The 15,715-nt window shown below is 66.9% G+C and carries 16 protein-coding genes; all 16 read right to left on the reverse strand.

Going from position 1 to position 15,715, the window contains the following annotated elements; all coding sequences use genetic code 11:
* Nucleotides 1-823, reverse strand: an 823-nt coding sequence (locus AC5RUF_RS13745) for a DEAD/DEAH box helicase (RefSeq protein WP_494130954.1), incomplete at its 3' end; no start/stop codon positions are given.
* A 68-nt stretch (nucleotides 824-891) separates the two neighbouring features.
* A complete protein-coding gene (gene tatC / locus AC5RUF_RS13750; protein WP_493998207.1) occupies nucleotides 892-1,719 on the reverse strand; it encodes a twin-arginine translocase subunit TatC in 828 nt (275 codons plus the stop codon).
* Nucleotides 1,720-1,724: 5 nt separating this feature from the next.
* A complete protein-coding gene (gene tatA, locus AC5RUF_RS13755) occupies nucleotides 1,725-2,030 on the reverse strand; it encodes a Sec-independent protein translocase subunit TatA (protein ID WP_493998208.1) in 306 nt (101 codons plus the stop codon).
* A gap of 33 nt (nucleotides 2,031-2,063) precedes the next feature.
* Entirely contained in the window at nucleotides 2,064-2,399 is a 336-nt protein-coding gene (locus AC5RUF_RS13760; RefSeq protein WP_494130955.1) for a hypothetical protein, read from the reverse strand.
* Nucleotides 2,400-2,443: 44 nt separating this feature from the next.
* A complete protein-coding gene (locus AC5RUF_RS13765; RefSeq protein ID WP_494130956.1) occupies nucleotides 2,444-4,414 on the reverse strand; it encodes a helix-turn-helix transcriptional regulator in 1,971 nt (656 codons plus the stop codon).
* A 99-nt stretch (nucleotides 4,415-4,513) separates the two neighbouring features.
* A complete protein-coding gene (locus AC5RUF_RS13770; protein WP_493996509.1) occupies nucleotides 4,514-4,909 on the reverse strand; it encodes an FKBP-type peptidyl-prolyl cis-trans isomerase in 396 nt (131 codons plus the stop codon).
* A 41-nt stretch (nucleotides 4,910-4,950) separates the two neighbouring features.
* Complete coding sequence (locus AC5RUF_RS13775; RefSeq protein WP_493996510.1) at nucleotides 4,951-5,835, reverse strand: FKBP-type peptidyl-prolyl cis-trans isomerase; 885 nt, start codon at nucleotides 5,833-5,835, stop codon at nucleotides 4,951-4,953.
* Between the two features lie 118 nt (nucleotides 5,836-5,953).
* On the reverse strand, nucleotides 5,954-7,315 hold the full coding sequence (gene pafA / locus AC5RUF_RS13780) for a Pup--protein ligase (protein ID WP_493996511.1): 1,362 nt from the start codon (nucleotides 7,313-7,315) through the stop codon (nucleotides 5,954-5,956).
* A complete protein-coding gene (gene prcA, locus AC5RUF_RS13785; protein WP_493996512.1) occupies nucleotides 7,315-8,052 on the reverse strand; it encodes a proteasome subunit alpha in 738 nt (245 codons plus the stop codon). Before prcA ends, pafA begins: the two co-directional genes overlap by 1 nt.
* Before the next feature lie 2 nt (nucleotides 8,053-8,054).
* Complete coding sequence (gene prcB, locus AC5RUF_RS13790) at nucleotides 8,055-8,879, reverse strand: proteasome subunit beta (protein WP_493996513.1); 825 nt, start codon at nucleotides 8,877-8,879, stop codon at nucleotides 8,055-8,057.
* A 3-nt stretch (nucleotides 8,880-8,882) separates the two neighbouring features.
* Nucleotides 8,883-9,083 (reverse strand): ubiquitin-like protein Pup, encoded by a 201-nt coding sequence (locus AC5RUF_RS13795; RefSeq protein ID WP_493996514.1) that lies wholly within the window; start codon nucleotides 9,081-9,083, stop codon nucleotides 8,883-8,885.
* A gap of 40 nt (nucleotides 9,084-9,123) precedes the next feature.
* Nucleotides 9,124-10,719 carry a depupylase/deamidase Dop gene (dop, locus tag AC5RUF_RS13800; RefSeq protein ID WP_493996518.1) on the reverse strand — a complete coding sequence of 532 codons (1,596 nt, stop codon included), beginning with the start codon at nucleotides 10,717-10,719 and terminating at the stop codon, nucleotides 9,124-9,126.
* Between the two features lie 14 nt (nucleotides 10,720-10,733).
* Entirely contained in the window at nucleotides 10,734-12,491 is a 1,758-nt protein-coding gene (gene arc, locus AC5RUF_RS13805) for a proteasome ATPase (protein ID WP_494130957.1), read from the reverse strand.
* 103 nt (nucleotides 12,492-12,594) lie between these two features.
* A complete protein-coding gene (locus AC5RUF_RS13810; protein ID WP_493996516.1) occupies nucleotides 12,595-13,641 on the reverse strand; it encodes a tRNA (adenine-N1)-methyltransferase in 1,047 nt (348 codons plus the stop codon).
* An 80-nt stretch (nucleotides 13,642-13,721) separates the two neighbouring features.
* Nucleotides 13,722-14,876 (reverse strand): site-2 protease family protein, encoded by a 1,155-nt coding sequence (locus AC5RUF_RS13815; RefSeq protein WP_494130958.1) that lies wholly within the window; start codon nucleotides 14,874-14,876, stop codon nucleotides 13,722-13,724.
* Nucleotides 14,873-15,601, reverse strand: a complete 729-nt coding sequence (locus AC5RUF_RS13820; RefSeq protein WP_494130959.1) for an HAD family hydrolase — start codon at nucleotides 15,599-15,601, stop codon at nucleotides 14,873-14,875. Before AC5RUF_RS13820 ends, AC5RUF_RS13815 begins: the two co-directional genes overlap by 4 nt.
* Nucleotides 15,602-15,715 lie beyond the last annotated feature (114 nt).

Raw genomic sequence — 15,715 nt, forward strand, 5'->3', positions numbered from 1 at the left:
GTCCGCCGCGGGCACGCCCGCCGCCCCAGTGGCCGCGCTGGCCGACGCGGGATTCCGCGCGGGCCAGTTCCATCAGTTCCGGGTTGACCCGGTAACGCTCCTTGATGCCGGGCTGCTCATCGGCAGCTTCGTCGAACGAGACGTCGGACTCGAAAAGGTCGTAGATCTCCCGACCCACCATCACGTGCTGCCACAGCGGGACGGGCCGGTGTTCGGACACCACCACATCGGTGGAACCGCGGACAGTGTCCAGCCAGGCACCGAATTCCTCGGCGTTGGAGACGGTGGCGCTCAGTGAGACGACCTGGACGTCCGAGGGCAGGTGGATGATCACTTCTTCCCAGACAGCCCCGCGGAACCGGTCCGCCAGGTAGTGCACCTCGTCCATCACCACATAGCCCAGGTCGATCAGGGTATCCGAGTTGGAGTAGAGCATGTTGCGCAGCACTTCGGTGGTCATCACCACAACATCGGCGTCGGGGTTGATGCTGGTATCGCCGGTCAGCAGTCCCACCCGTTCGCTGCCGTAGGACGCTGCGAGCTCCGTGTATTTCTGGTTGCTCAGGGCCTTGATGGGGGTGGTGTAGAAGGCCTTCAGCCCCTTCTGCAGGGCGAGGTAGACGGCGAACTCCCCCACCACTGTCTTCCCGGCCCCGGTGGGTGCGGCCACCAGGACGCCCCGGCCGGCTTCGAGCGAGCGGCAGGCCTCGGACTGGAAGGAATCCAGTTCAAACCCCAGCGACTGCTCGAAGACCCCCAGATCGGTTTTCACGTGTTCGGAACGTTGTTTTGCGGCAAGGTACCGCTCCGAAGGAGAAGTCATGTACCCAGCCTATGCTCTGCGCGAAGCTCCGGGCGCCATATCACCGGCGGGCGAACAGGGCGGCTGCCCTACAGCTTGTCGACGGGCGTGGCGGTGTCGGCGCCGGCTTCCACCGCTGCTTCACGGGCCGCCTGCTTCCGGACCCGGCGCTTGTCATTGATGAGGCAGATGGCCACGGCCACGGCGAAAAGCAGCAGCAGCGGGGCCGCCAGGTAGAACATGCTGAGGGCATCGGCGCCCGGAGCAGCCATGGCCGCAAAGAGGCAGATGACGAACACCGTGATCCGCCAGTACTTGATGATGGTCTTTCCCTGCAGCAGTCCGGCCAGGTTCAGGCCCACCAGGAAAACGGGAATCAGGAAGGCAATGCCGAAGGCCAGCAGCAGGCGCAGCACAAACGCCAGGTACACGGATGCCGTGATGACGTTGGAGCCGCCCTCGGGGGTGAACTCAGTGAGCACCCGCACGGCATTGGGAAGGATCAGCCACGCCAGGTACACGCCGGCGAGGAACAGCGGAACGGCCGCTCCCAGGAAGGCCAGCGCGGCCCGTCGTTCCTTGCGTTTGAGGCCCGGCGTGACGAACGCCCACGCCTGGTACAGCCAGACCGGACTGGACACCAGCAGCCCGATGAAGACCGACACCTGGATCATCTGGTCAAACGGGGTTGCGACACCTTCGAAGTTGATGGTGGTGAAGCGCCCGTCACTGTTGCCGGCGTCGATCAGCGGTTTGGTCAGGGCATTAAAAACGGGCAGGTAGAGGAAGAACCCGCCCACGGTGCCGAGCACCACGGCGATGGCTGACTTGAAGAGCCGGTTGCGGAATTCCCGCAGATGCTCCTTGAGCGCCATCCGCCCTTCAGGGTTGGATTTGCGCCCTTTGCTCAGGGCCATGGCTGCTAGCGGCTGGTTGGCGGGTTGCCCGCAGAGTCGGGTGAACCACCCGGAGCACCCGAGGGCGGGGTCTGTCCGGGGAAGAAGGTCTGCTCAGGTGACTTTGCCTGCGGCTGCTCGGGGTTGACCACGCGGCCCTCCACCGGGTCAGTGGACGCCTTGGGATCGTCGTCCTTCATCTGGCGGACCTCGGATTTGAAGATGCGAAGGGACTGCCCCACGCTCCTTGCGAGTCCCGGCAGCTTCGGAGCGCCGAAGAGCAGGATGGCCAATACGATGATGGCGATAAGCTGCCAGCCTTCAAGCCTCATGGCGGTGTCCTTTCGTTGAGCAATAATTCTATGTCAGAGTTCGGGGATGTCCCGCCATGCGCGCGGTTGGCCCTTGGCCGTGCGGCGCTCGATCCGGCGGATCCGCCGGGCTTCCCGGCGCGCCGCCTTGCCTGCTTCGTAGGACTTCCTGGCATCGGCCGGTTCAGTGAAGATCCCCGGCTCCCCGTCGGTGACCACCGTCGATTCAATGGTGTCCTGTGCGCTGAAGGACAACTTAGCAGAGGCAGTTTCGACTTCCCTGAGAACGCCGAGGAACCGCTGGAACAGCCGGTAGCCGATCAGGGCGTAAAAGCCCGCTGCGCCTGCCGCCAGGGCAAGCCATATCAGTATCCAGGACCACCAAGGCATATTCCCAGCATAGTGGAGTCTGCCCTGCGGAACTGACGGCTCCCCTAAGCGGCCGGATAGTTTCCTGCTGCCTGCGTCAGCCAGGACTCCGTGGCGGTGCGCAGGTCCTCGGGGGCAGCTACTGCCGCGCCGCCGCCCAGCCGGCCGATGAACGCCGGAATCCAGTCCGTGTTCGCTGTGCGCAGTTCCACGGCGGTGCGGCCGTCCGGCAGCCCGGCCCGGCGTCCGGCGTCGTAGGCCTCACTGACCCAAAGGGCGGACGGTGCCAGGATGAGCGTGACCCGGGTGTCCTGGGGGCCGGGCGTAAACAGGCTGGCGGGAAACGCAGCGCCCGGTTCCGGTGCGTGGGTCAGCGCCGGTCCGCTGTCCCGGACCCCCAGGATCCGGTCCACCCGGAAGTTCCGCGGCGCTTCGGCCCGGTGGCACCAGGCCTCCAGGTACCAGGTGTTGTCCACCGAGAGCAGGCGGCGCGGGTCAACGGTGCGCAGGGTGACCTCGTCGCGGCTCGGCACCAGGTACCGCAGTTCCAGCTGCCGGGCGGCGCTGATGGCCTGCTGCAGTTCCGCGAGTACGGTCCCGCCGGCGGCGTCGTCCAGGCGCGCGGCGACGGCGGTGCCCACCGCCCCGGCCTCGCCTGCCGCTTCGGTGAGTTTCTCGAGCGCGGCGGCCACTGCGGCGGAGGACCCGATGCCCGGCAGTGCGGAGAGCGTATCCAGTCCCACGATCAGGGCTGCGGCCTCATCCATGCCGAAACGCACCGGTTCGGAGAGGTTGTCGGCGTTGTCGATGTAGATCCGGTCGTCGTCGAAACTGACGTCCATCAGCCCGTTGGGGTAGTGCCGCGGCCCGCTGACGAACAGCAGGTCAAGGTCCTTGGCCAGCTGTTCCTTGCTGACCCCGAAGGCGGCGGCCGTTTCCTCCATGCCCGTGCCCTGGTTGGCCAGGACATAGGGAACCAGGTCCAGCAACCGGGTCAGGTGGTCCTGGGCGCCGAAGCCGGGCCGGCGGGCGGGCCCGGGCACGTCCTCCAAGGTGAAGGCCGGCAGCGGCCTGCGCTGGGCTTCGAGGGCATTGGCCAGTGCGGTCCGGACGGCGGAGACAAGTTCGGGCGGATCGACGGCGACGGCGGCGGCTCCCAGGGCCACGGTGTCGCCGGCAAGTGAGTCCAGGTCGCGGACCTCCAGGTGCAGCCGGTCCCGCCCTTCGCTGCCGGCGGTCACGGACCGGGCCTGCAGCCGCAGGCCGGCTCCGGCGCCCCGCTGCACGTCCACCGTGGCCGGACGCGGGGTGAACACGTCATCCAGGGAGGCCAGGGAGGCATCGATGTCAAAATCTTCGGGAACGGCATAGCTGCCGGACCGCAGCCGGACGGGTCCTTCCATGCGTGAGAGCCGGAAGATCCGTTCGGCACCGCGGTCAAGGTCATAGCCCACCAGGTACCAGTGGCCGAAGCGGCTGCCCATCCCCCACGGCTGCACGCGGCGGGTGGCCGAGGCGGCGGATCCGGCGGCACGGTAACCGAAGGTCACCGGCACGCGGGTGGTGGCGGCGCGCCAGATTTCGTCGAAATGCGGGTCGTTGGTCCGGATGCTGGGCTGCAGCGGAATGGTGCCGGCGTCTTCGGGCAGCACGCCCCGTGCCTGCAGCTTGCGCAGGGCGCGGGCGGCGGCGGACCCCAGCGAGGCCTGGTCCCACATCCGGGCGGCCAAAGCCAGGACGGCGGATTCCTCGGGAGTGAACTGGACGCCGGGAAGCCGGTAGGCGTCCTGCCGGATCCGGTAACGCTGGGTGGCAGTGCCCTCAAACAGCGGCTCTTCGCTGTAGGACTCCACGGGGATTCCCTGCTCGCGCAGGAAGGCCTTGTCCCGGTCGAAGAGTTTCTCCCGGGCCTCCGGCGTGGAAGCTTCGCCGTACAGTTCAATTTCTTCGAACAACTCATGCTTGGTGAAGCCCCTGCGCGTGGAGAGCAGCGCAATGACCAGGTTCAGCAGGCGTTCGGTTCTCTTGGCGGACACGCAGCTAATCTACCGTTCTTCCGGTCCTTCCACGCGGAAGGGGCGGAACCGGTGTCCCGAAAGGACACGGTTCCGCCCCTTGCGCGGCAAAGCAGGTGCCTAGCGGACGCCGAGCAGGTCCACCACGAAGATCAGCGACTCGCCCGGAGCCACGGCGGAGCCGGCACCGCGGTCGCCGTAGGCCATGGAGGAGGGGATTTCCAGCCGGCGGCGGCCGCCCACCTTCATGCCCAGCAGGCCCTGGTCCCAGCCCTGGATGACCTGGCCGACGCCGACGCGGAAGTCCAGCGGCGCGCCGCGGTTCCAGGAGGCATCGAACTCTTCACCGGTGGAGAAGGCAACGCCCACGTAGTGGGTGGACACCGTGTCTCCGGCCTTCACTTCCTGGCCGTCGCCGACCACGATGTCCTCGATCACGAGGTCGGTGGGGGCGTCGTGGGCCGGGAAATCGATTTCCGGCTTCTGGCGGTCGTATTCACGCTTTCCGAATGACATGGGACTCCTTTTGTTTTGTGACTGGCTGCAATCCTATCGGGTCACTTGGCCTCGAGGATGTCGACCACGAACACCAGGGTTTCGTTCTGGAGCTCGTTGCCTTCGGATGCGCCGTACGCCGTGGCGGGCGGCGCCACGATCAGCACCTGGGAACCGACCGTCTTGCCGGCCAGCCCGTCGGTCCAGGCGGAAATAACCTGGTCGAGGCCGAAGGTGGCGACGCTGCCGCGGTCCCAGCTGGAATCGAAGACCGTCCCGTCGGACCACTTCACGCCGTGGTACTGCACGGTCACGGTGTCGTCGGCTTCCACCACGGCACCGTCACCGGTCTTGAGGTCCTGGGCCACGAGTTCGGTCGGCGCGTCGGTCTTCGGGACCGTAATGGCGGGCTTGCCGTCGCCGTCCAGTTCCACGGTCGGCAGGCCCTCGACAGGTGCAACATCCGAGCCCCAGGCACGGGTGGGCACGTCACGGGCGTCGGTCAGGGTGAAGACGATGAACTGTGCCGTGCTGCCGGCCGCCTCGTTGCCGGGCACGTAGTAGGCGAAGTCGGAGCCTACGGGTGCGCCCACCAGGGCGCTGTACATCTGCTCGTTGCCCTGCTTGAGCGTGTCATCGACGGCAATGTCTTCGGCCGTTTCAGCCGTGTACGACTCCTGGCCGGCTTCACCGCTTTCCGGGTCGACCATCATCAGGCGGATGGACGCCGTCTGGCCGTCGGCCAGTTCCTCGCCGTCGCCGTCGTTGATCCGCGTCAGGGTGGGCTCGTCCGCGCTGAGCGGCTTGTCGAATTCGACCGTAGGGGCAGTGCCGTCGTCGCCGCGTTCAATCTTTACGGAGGCAAGCGGACCGCTGGCGTCGCCGCCGCCGGAGCAGGCGGTCAGGAACAGCAGGAAAGGCAGGAGTATGGCTAGTACTTTACGCACAGTACTTCTTTCAGTGGTGGACATTGATCAGCGGAAACCGGCACACGGCACCGGACCGCAACAGGCCCACACTAACCGGTCCGCCTGAATGAAGCCTAGGTGGCATGCGGAATGGTCCTCAGAGAGTGGACAACAGCGCTTCCACCCGTTCATCCACGGAGGCGAACGGATCCTTGCACAGGACGGTCTGCTGGGCCCGGTCATTGAGCTTCAGGTGCACCCAGTCCACGGTGAAGTCGCGGTTGGCCGCCTTGGCACGCCGCACGAAATCACCGCGCAGCTTGGCCCGGGTGGTCTGCGGCGGCTGGTCGACGGCCTCCTTGATGTCGCTGTCCTCCACCACGCGGGCCGTCTCCCCGCGGGCCTGCAACAGGTAGAACAGCCCCCGGCGCCGGGAAATGTCATGGTAGGTCAGGTCCACCTGGGACAGGCGCGAGGAAGACATTTCCAGCCCGTGCCGCTCGGCGTACCGGTCCACCAGCTTTTTCTTGATGGCCCAGTCAATTTCCGTATCGATCCCGGAATGGTCCCCGGACTCGATGGCGTCCAGGGTGCGCTCCCACAGGTCCACCACCCGCCCGGTATGCCGGTTGTGCGCCCCGTTGGCGGCTACGAAATCCTTGACCCGCTGCAGGTAGATCCGCTGCAGGTCCAGGGGCGTCATGGTTGAGCCGTTGGCCAGCTTCAGCGGCTGCCGGCCCGAGAGGTCGTGGGAGGTTTCCCGGATGCTGCGGATCGGGTTCTCCAGCCGCAGGTCCCGCATCAGCACCCCGGCCTCGATCATCCGCAGCATCAGGTCCACGGACCCCGCTTTGAGCAGCATGGTGGTCTCGGACATGTTCGAGTCCCCGGCGATGACGTGCAGCCGGCGGTAGTGCTCGGCGTCGGCATGCGGTTCGTCCCGGGTGTTGATGATGGGCCGGGACCGGGTGGTGGCGGAGGAAACGCCCTCCCAGATGTGGTCGGCGCGCTGGGAAAAGGCGTACAGGGAGCCGGACTGGGTCTTGAGCACCTTCCCGGCCCCCACCAGCAGCTGCCGGGTCACGAGGAACGGGATCAGGACGTCGGCCAGCCGGGAGAACTCGAGCCGGCGCGGAATCAGGTAGTTCTCATGGCTGCCGTAGGAGTTTCCCGCGGAGTCGGTGTTGTTCTTGAACAGGTAGACGCTGCCGTTGAACCCTTCGGCCTTCAGCCGTTCCTCCGCCTCGTCAACGAGGTCGTCCAGGATCAGCTCGCCGGCCCGGTCATGCGCCACGAGCTGGGCCAGGTCGTCGCACTCGGCGGTGGCGTACTCGGGATGGGATCCGACGTCGAGGTAAAGGCGAGAACCGTTGGTGAGGAACACGTTCGAGGAGCGGCCCCAGCTGACCACCTTGCGGAAGAGGTAGCGCGCCACTTCCTCGGGGGACAGCGGACGTGAGTCGGGGCCGGAATACGCGATGCCGAATTCCGTTTCCACCCCGTAGATCCTGCGGTCCATCAGTCTCCTTCCGCGCTGACCAGCAAGCGGTCAAGCTCTACGGTGTTTATCCTGCGGAACGCCCTGACCGTGCCGCGCGTGGAAAGCGGGTCCCGGTCCAGCACGGCCACCTCCAGCAGCCCCGCCCCCAGCCGTTCGGGGCTTTGGCCGCCGTTGCCCTCCACCGTCCGGGTGGCCGAGAGCGCTGCGACCGCCGTCCGGATGGCGGATGTGAAGTCCGCGTCCTGTCGCCAGGTCCGCGCCAGGGCCTCATTGACGGTGTCGGCCTGGCCGCCCATAACGGTGTAGTTGCTTTCGTCGGCGATGGCGCCGTCGAAATTCAGGCGGTAGAGGTGGTCTGAGTAAGGGTCCTCCCCTACTTCCACCACGGCAAGCTCAACCTCGAAAGGCTTGCCCTCCGTGGTGAAAACAGAGCCCAGGCTCTGTGCGTAGACGCTGGCCAGTCCGCGTGCGGACACGTCTTCGCGGGAATAGGAATAGCCGCGCACGTCGGCAAACCGGATGCCGGCCTGGCGCAGCGATTCGAACTCGTTGTACTTGCCGACGGCGGCAAAACCGATCCGGTCGTAGATTTCGCTGAGCTTGTGCAGCGACGGCGACGGGTTCTCTGCCACCAGGGCTATCCCCTCGCGGCAGGTCAGCACCACCACGGACCGGCCGCGGGCAATGCCTTTCCGGGCGAAGTCCGCCCGGTCCTTCATCAGTTGTTCGGGCGAGACATAGAACTGCTGTGTCACGGCTATGCCTCCAGCCCGGCGGCGGAGCGCCGTTCAATCAGTCCGCGGGAGAGCTCCTGCAGTTCACGCTCGGGGATCTCGCGGTTGCCGGCGCTGTTGACCACGTACACCACGGGCCACAGCCGGCGGACCACATCCGGTCCGCCGGTCGCCGAGTCGTCGTCGGCGGCGTCGTAGAGGGACTCCACGGCCACCGCCACCGCCTGCTCTTCGTCCAGGTTCGGCTGCCACAGTTTTTTGAGCGCACCGCGGGCGAAGACGGAGCCGGAGCCGACGCTGTGGTGTTCGTACTCCTCGTACCGCCCGCCGGTGACGTCATAGGAAAACAGCCGGCCGGTCCGCCGCTGCATGTCGAAGCCGGCAAAAAGCGGCACCACGGCCAGTCCCTGCAATGCCAGCGGCAGGTTCGACCGCACCATGGCCGCAAGCCGGTTGGACTTTCCGTCCAGGCTCATTGGCGTGCCTTCGATTTTCTCGTAGTGCTCCAGCTCCACCTGGAAGAGCCGGATCATGTCCAGGGCCAGCCCCGCGGTGCCGGCAATGCCGAGTACCGAGTAGTTGTCCGCCGGGAAGACCTTCTTGATGTGGCGGGAGGCAATCATGTTGCCCATGGTGGCGCGCCGGTCCCCCGCCATCAGCACCCCGCCCGCATAGGTGAGGGAGACGATGGTGGTGGCCTGCGGCGCCAGGTCCCGGGCGGATCCCGGCGATGCGGGGCCCAGGGACCGGGCGGACGGCAGGAGCCCGGGATTATGCCGGGACAGATGGTCGGAAAAGGATGAAGTTGCGGAGGAATCGACGGCGGCAGCGGGGTCCCGGTGGGCCATCCGTTACTGACCGCCCTTCTGGATGAAGCCGCGGACAAACTCCTCGGCGTTGCTCTCCAGCACGCCGTCGATTTCGTCGAGCAGGTCGTCCACGCCTTCGGTGTCAACGGAGGCTTCCGCTTCGGCTGCGGGCGGGGGTACGGCTTCGGTTTCTTCTTCTTCGAGGGGATGCGTTCCGGTGTTTTTGCGGTCCTGGGTTGCCATGATGCTTAGCCCTTTCTTGCCCGGGGGTTGAATCCTAGTCCTATGGTGCCACGGAGGTCTCCGAACCGGTCAGGAGTCTGGTGACAAAATCCTCCGCATCCGCGGATGCGTTGAACAGCTCCTCGGTCAGTGCCCGGGTTCCGCGCAGCGGCTCGCGCGTCGGGATGCGCTGCAGCCGCCGGCGGGAGGGCAGCTCGAAGATGATGGAATCCCAGCTGGCACCGATCACTTCCTTGGGGAAGCGGGTCAGGCAGTTGCCGCGGAAGTAGGCCCGGGTGTCGTCCGGCGGATGGGTGACGGCGCGGGCAATCTCCGCGTCCGTGAGGATCCGGTCCATCTGCCCGCGGGCGGCCAGCCGGTAGTACAGCCCCTTTTCCGGGCGCATATCCGCGTACTGCAGATCCACCAGGTGCAGCCGTGCGTCGGACCAGGACAGCCCGTCACGGTCCCGGTAGGCCTGCAGCAGCTTCAGCTTGGCTGCCCAGTCCACGGTGCCTGCCGCTTCCATCGGGTCCCGCTTCAGCGTGCCGAGCAGGGCCGACCAGCGGGCAAGGACGTCTTCGGTGTCGGCGTCCGCTCCCCCCGTGGCCCGGGAATACCTGGCGGCGGCTTCGAAGTAGATTTCCTGCAGGTCCAGCCCGGTGACCATCCGCCCGTCCTTGAGCTCCACCAGCTGCTCCAGGGACGGGTCATGGCTGATGGCCTGCAGCGAACCCACCGGATCCCGCAGTTCCACGGACGGTGCGGCACCGGCCTCGATCATGGACAGCACCAGCGCCGTGGTGCCGACCTTGAGCAGCGCCGACACCTCGCTGAGGTTCGCGTCACCGATGATGACGTGCAGCCGGCGGTATTTTTCGGCGACGGCGTGGGGTTCGTCGCGCGTGTTGATGATGGGGCGGCGGATGGTGGTTTCCAGCCCCACCTCGGTTTCGAAGAAGTCGGCCCGCTGGCTGAGCTGGAAGCCCTGCCGCTGGTTGTTGGTGCCGATGCCCACCCGGCCGGAGCCGGCAATCACCTGCCGCGAGACGAAGAACGGCACCAGCCCGCTGACCAGGGCACCGAACGGTACGCTGCGCGGCACCAGGTAGTTCTCGTGTGAGCCGTACGAGACGCCCTTGTTGTCGGTGTTGTTTTTGTACAGGTGCACGGGTGCGAAGCCGGGCATCCGGGCGATGTGCCGCATGGCCGCCAGCACCACGGCGTCCCCGGCCTTGTCCCATAGCACCGCGTCGCGGGGACGGGTGACCTCCGGGGAGGAATATTCCGGATGCGCATGGTCAACGTACAACCGCGCCCCGTTGCCCAGCACCATGTTCATCAGCACCGGGCTGTCCGAGGTCTGCTCGCCGTACAGTGCCGCCGGGCCGCCGCCTTCCATCGCAATCTGCTCGGCGTCCAGCACGGGCGGCTGGTCGGTGAGCTGCGTGGGATCGGCGGCGGACCGGGGCACGGCGAAACCCCGGGCGTCGTTCAGCGGCGCTTCATCCGTGTAGTCCCAGCGCGTACCGGAGAGGTTGCCCGCCCCGCTGCGCAGCGTGGCCGCATACGCATTAACGATCTGGCTGGACAGGACGGTGGCGTTGGCGGAGGGCAGGGACGGAGCGAGCACGCCGTACTCGGTCTCCGTCCCCATCACCCGGCGAACGGTCACAGATACTGTCCCGGGTTGGCCGTGGTCTCAATGGTCCGGCCGGGCTCCTGGCCGGCCTTGCCCTGGACGATGGTGCGGATATAGGTGATGCGTTCGCCCTTCTTCCCCGAGATCCGTGCCCAGTCGTCCGGGTTGGTGGTGTTGGGCATGTCCTCATGCTCGCGGAACTCGTCCACGACGGCGCGCATCAGGTGTTCGATGCGCAGCCCGCGCTGGTGGATCTGGAGCAGGTCCTTGATGGCGTACTTCTTCGCCCGGTCCACCACGTTCTGGATCACGGCGCCCGAGTTGAAGTCCTTGAAGTAGAGCATCTCGGTGTCCCCGTTGGCGTAGGTCACCTCGAGGTACTCGTTGGCCTTGTCCTCGGCATACATCTTCTCCACGGTGCGGCGGATCATCTCCCGTACCGTCGCCACCGGGTCGTAGCCGTGCTCGGCGAGGTCCTCGCGGTGCAGCGGCAGGTCGGGGGTCAGGTACTTGCCGAAGATCTCCGCGGCACCCTCGGCGTCGGGGCGCTGGATTTTGATCTTCACGTCCAGCCGGCCCGGCCGCAGGATGGCCGGATCAATCATGTCCTCACGGTTGGAGGCACCGATCACAATCACGTTCTCGAGCTTCTCCACGCCGTCAATCTCGCTGAGCAGCTGCGGAACAATGGTGGTTTCGACGTCGGAGGAGACGCCGGTGCCGCGGGTGCGGAAGAGGGAATCCATCTCGTCGAAGAAGACCACCACGGGGCTGCCGTCGGAAGCCTTTTCGCGCGCCCGGCCGAAGATCAGCCGGATGTGGCGTTCGGTCTCCCCCACGTACTTGTCCAGCAGCTCCGGGCCCTTGATGTTCAGGAAGTAGCTCCGTGCCCCGAGCGTTCCCGTCTGTTCCATGACGCGTGCCGCCAGGGCGTGCGCCACCGCCTTGGCGATCAGCGTCTTGCCGCAGCCGGGAGGGCCGTAGAGCAGGATGCCTTTGGGCGGTTTCAGCCCGTGCTCGCGGTACAGGTCCGGATGCATAAAGGGCAGTTCCACCGCGTCGCGGATCTGTTCGATCTGCGGGCCGAGCCCGCCGATATCCGCGTAGGAGATATCCGGGACTTCCTCCAGGACCAGGTTTTCCACTTCGCTGCGCGGGATCTTTTCCAGCGCGTAGCCGATGCGGGTGTCCACGGTCAGCGCGTCGCCCACCCGGACCTTCCCGCGGCTGAGCGGGCCGTTCAGGCGCACTACGCGCTCGTCGTCGGCCCGTCCGATCACCAGGACCCGGTCCGGGTCCAGGATCTCCTTGATGGTGAACAGTTCGCCGGCACGCTCGAAACCGAGCGCCGCAATGACGGTGAGGGACTCGTTCAGCAGCACCTCCTGGCCCGGGACTATCTGTCCCAGGTCCAGGAGGGGCGAAACCGCCACCCGCAGTTTCCGGCCGGACTGGATGATGTCCAGGCTTTCCTGCACCGACGCCGTGGTGGTGACCCCCGGCTCGGCTTCCCTGCGCTGGTTCACACCGATCACGGTGCCGAAGCTGAAGGGGGTGGCGCCTTCGTTTTCAAGCGCATCCTTCAGGCGGATGATCTCGGCTTTCGCGGTCTCCAGCATGGCTACGAGCCGGGCGTTGTTATGGGTCAGGGCAGCAAGCTGCCGGTCCAGATTCCGGAGTTTGTCCCGAAGGACGTTCAACTGGCGTGCCTCGTTCCCCGTTCCGGCTGTCGCCGGAACAGTGCGGGATTCCCCGGTCCCGGGTGCGACGTTTTCGGGTTCAGCCATGGTACCGACCGCCTTCACATAGCTCTGGGTCTGTCTTCCGACAGTAACCCAGCGCCGCGTGAGATACACGGGGTCCGGCGTCTTGTGTTTCGCCGGTTACCCGTTATGGGGTGTCCGTCTCCTGCTGGAACTTTTCCGCGCTTTCCAGTGCTCCGCGCTGCACTGTGGAGCTGGCGTCCCGGGCGGCCCGGCGCAGCTTGTGTGCCGAGACTTCCCGTTCGCCCACGGCGGCGGGGGTCCACGCGTTGAGGTCCTCTTCGCTGAAGTTCGTCTTGGAAGCGCGGCGCTTGGCCACCAGGCCGGTGGCGCCTTCGGCGAGCCGGCGGGCCGTCAGCAGGAAGCCCGTGTGCGCAACCATCCGGTGGTCCGGGCGCACGGCGAGGCCTTCCAGGTGCCAGCCGCGGACCATCGATTCCCAGCCGTCGGGCTCCGTGAAGCGCCCGTCGGCACGGATGGCCTCCGCGGTGCGGGACAGCTGGGTGACCGTGGCTACGTAGGAAATCCAGACGCCGCCCGGGGCCAGGACAGTGGCGACGGCGTCGGTGCATTCCCAGGGGGCGAGCATGTCCAGGACCACCCGGTCCACGCTGCCGGGTTCTTCCGCCTTGACCACTTCGTCCTGGAAATCGCCGAGGGAGATGTTCCAGGCCGGGTGCGGGCCGCCGAAGAAGGTTTCCACGTTGCCGCGGGCGATCTGGGCGAACTCCTCGCGCCGTTCGAAGGAATGCAGGCTGCCGTTGTCCCCGACGGCACGCAGCAGCGAAATACTCAGGGCGCCGGAACCGACGCCGGCTTCCACCACCCGGGCACCCGGGTAGATGTCCGCCATGGTGACGATCTGCGCCGCGTCCTTGGGGTAGACAACGGCTGCTCCGCGGGGCATGGACAGCACAAAGTCGGACAGCAGCGGGCGCAGCACCTGGTATTGGTGTCCCGCGGTGTTGGTGACCACGGATCCTTCGGGCAGGCCGATCAGGGTGTCATGCTGCAGGTAGCCGCGGTGGGTGTGGAACGCGCCGCCCTCAGTGAGGGTAATGGTGTTCCGGCGGCCCTTTTCGTCGGTGAGCTGGACGCGTTCTCCGGGCCGGAGCGGTCCCCGGCGGATGTCGGCGCCGTGGGGTGCAGCGCTGGGCTGCTCCTGGTTATTCATGGGTTTTCCTTTGGTTCTCTTGCGGGTCTGTATGGCCCTGGCGCGCGGCGCCGGGGCGGGTTGGTGCGGCGGAGCTGGAGCTAGCGCACGCGGCGGGCGGGCTTTCCGGTCATGGCGGCAACGACGGCGGACTGGTGCAGCAGGCCGGTGACCGTGCCTTCGCGGTTGATCACCGCGTACTCGTGTCCCTGCAGTTTCGCGAGGTACTGGACGAGCTCCTGCCCGGCGGCGACCTCGGGCACGTACGCTCCCGGCGCCAGCGGGCGGGCGACGGCGCTGACCGGCACCTGGTCGGCTGTTTCGCGGGGCACCTGGGCCAGGGCGCCCCGGTCCACTACTGCTTCGGGCTGTCCGGTGGCGGCCGTGACCACCACGGCGCTGTCCGGGCGGTCCAGGACCAGCCGCAGTGCCGCACCCGACGAGGAGCCTGCCGGCAGCGCAACCGCCGGTTCCATCAGCGCTGCGGCGCTGACCTGCGGCAGCCGGAGGCGGATCCGCGCGTTGGCAATGGCCGCCCCGGCACCCATCCACAGGAAACCGGACAGCAGGGCCGCCACCAGGACAAGGCTCAGGGACGGGGCTCCGCCACGCAGATAAGGCGGTATGAACAGGACGGCCAGGAGCAGGACGACGATAATCCGCCCGGCCCACCCGGCAGCCACTGTCCCGCGTTCCTGGGAGCCGGTGGCTTTCCACACGGCGCTTTCGACGATCCGGCCCCCGTCCAGGGGAAGCCCGGGCAGGATGTTGAAGACCGCCACCAGCAGGTTGCTGTAGACGAAAACAAACACGATCAGCCCGGCGATGCTGCTGCGGTCCAGGAGCTGGAGGATTCCGAAGCCGGCCAGGGCGAGCAGGAAGTTGGCCGCCGGTCCGGCGAGGGCCACCAGCAGCGAACGCCCCGGCGTCGAGCGCATGTCGCCGAACTGGGTGTGTCCGCCCCACAGCGTGAGCACGATCTTCGAGGTCGGCCAGTTGTACGCACGGGCAGTGAGTGCATGCGCCGCTTCATGCGCCAGGACGGAGAGCAGGAGCAACACGGCGTAGCCGAGGGCGGCCGCGTAGGCCCCGGCCCCCAGGGACGGAAAGCTTGCGCGCAACTGGGGGCCGAAAACAGCCACAATCAGTGCGGCGATCAGGAACCATGAGTAGGCCAGGAAGACCGGCACGCCGGCAACATGGCCCAGGGGAATTCCCTCACGCCGTTCGGTGCCGGCGGGTCCGTTACTGCTCACCTGGCGGGCTCCGGGACCGGATCGGCGAGCAGTTGCTGCAGCTCGCGGACACCGCGGCCGGCCAGGGTGCTCCATTCGTGCCGGACGGTCCCCTCGGGCAGCGGGATGAAGTTCGGTACCCCGAGGGTCACCAGGCCGGCGGCCTGCGCCGAGGTGGCACCCGGCAGTGAGTCCTCCACCGCCACTATGCCGGCCTTGTCCAGTCCGGGAACCAGCCGGGCCATGGTGTCGCAGGCCAGCAGATACGGTTCGGGGTCCGGCTTGCCGGCACTGACCATATCCCCCGTGACCACGATGTCGAACGTCCCGGCAGGCAGGGCGCGGACGATTTCCCGGGCCAGCACCGGCTCGGACATGGTGACCAGGGCGCAGGGAATGCCCGCGTCCCGGAGTCCGGCCAGCATCTCCCGTGCGCCGGGCCGCCAGGGCACCGAGCGGCGGACCTGTTCGGTGACCTGCCCGATCAGCCGGTCGATGATTTCCCGCACCGACAGGGGCACGCCGGCCTCCCGGAGCATTCCGGCTCCGAATTCGAGGGCCTGGCCCACCATGGCCTCGGCCTGGGCATCGGTCCATTCGAGGCCGAAGCTGCGGGTCAGGTCCTTTTCGGCACCGATCCAGTAGGGCTCGGTATCCACGAGTGTGCCGTCCATATCCCAGAAGACGGCCTGCAGGGTGGGGGTGGCGCGGCTGCCAAGGGAATCATCTGCGGGAAGTGTGGACATGACCTAAGTCTAAGGGGCGCGCGGACAGCGCGTTTCTTTTGCTCTCCGCGAAGCTCCGCAGCTGCGTCCTGACACACAGTGGAACGGGGCATAGTGTGATCGTGTGAGCACTAC

It is taken from the genome of Arthrobacter sp. Y3224198 (assembly GCF_059090025.1).

What these genes read in the sequence shown, in the direction of transcription:
- AC5RUF_RS13820 (WP_494130959.1), bottom strand. Translation starts at nt 15,601, where the DNA reads ATGTCCACACTTCCCGCAGATGATTCCCTTGGCAGCCGCGCCACCCCC.
- arc (WP_494130957.1), bottom strand. Translation starts at nt 12,491, where the DNA reads ATGGCTGAACCCGAAAACGTCGCACCCGGGACCGGGGAATCCCGCACT.
- AC5RUF_RS13810 (WP_493996516.1), bottom strand. Translation starts at nt 13,641, where the DNA reads ATGAATAACCAGGAGCAGCCCAGCGCTGCACCCCACGGCGCCGACATC.
- AC5RUF_RS13795 (WP_493996514.1), bottom strand. Translation starts at nt 9,083, where the DNA reads ATGGCAACCCAGGACCGCAAAAACACCGGAACGCATCCCCTCGAAGAA.
- AC5RUF_RS13770 (WP_493996509.1), bottom strand. Translation starts at nt 4,909, where the DNA reads ATGTCATTCGGAAAGCGTGAATACGACCGCCAGAAGCCGGAAATCGAT.
- AC5RUF_RS13760 (WP_494130955.1), bottom strand. Translation starts at nt 2,399, where the DNA reads ATGCCTTGGTGGTCCTGGATACTGATATGGCTTGCCCTGGCGGCAGGC.
- pafA (WP_493996511.1), bottom strand. Translation starts at nt 7,315, where the DNA reads ATGGACCGCAGGATCTACGGGGTGGAAACGGAATTCGGCATCGCGTAT.
- tatC (WP_493998207.1), bottom strand. Translation starts at nt 1,719, where the DNA reads ATGGCCCTGAGCAAAGGGCGCAAATCCAACCCTGAAGGGCGGATGGCG.
- tatA (WP_493998208.1), bottom strand. Translation starts at nt 2,030, where the DNA reads ATGAGGCTTGAAGGCTGGCAGCTTATCGCCATCATCGTATTGGCCATC.
- dop (WP_493996518.1), bottom strand. Translation starts at nt 10,719, where the DNA reads ATGGGGACGGAGACCGAGTACGGCGTGCTCGCTCCGTCCCTGCCCTCC.
- prcB (WP_493996513.1), bottom strand. Translation starts at nt 8,879, where the DNA reads ATGGCCCACCGGGACCCCGCTGCCGCCGTCGATTCCTCCGCAACTTCA.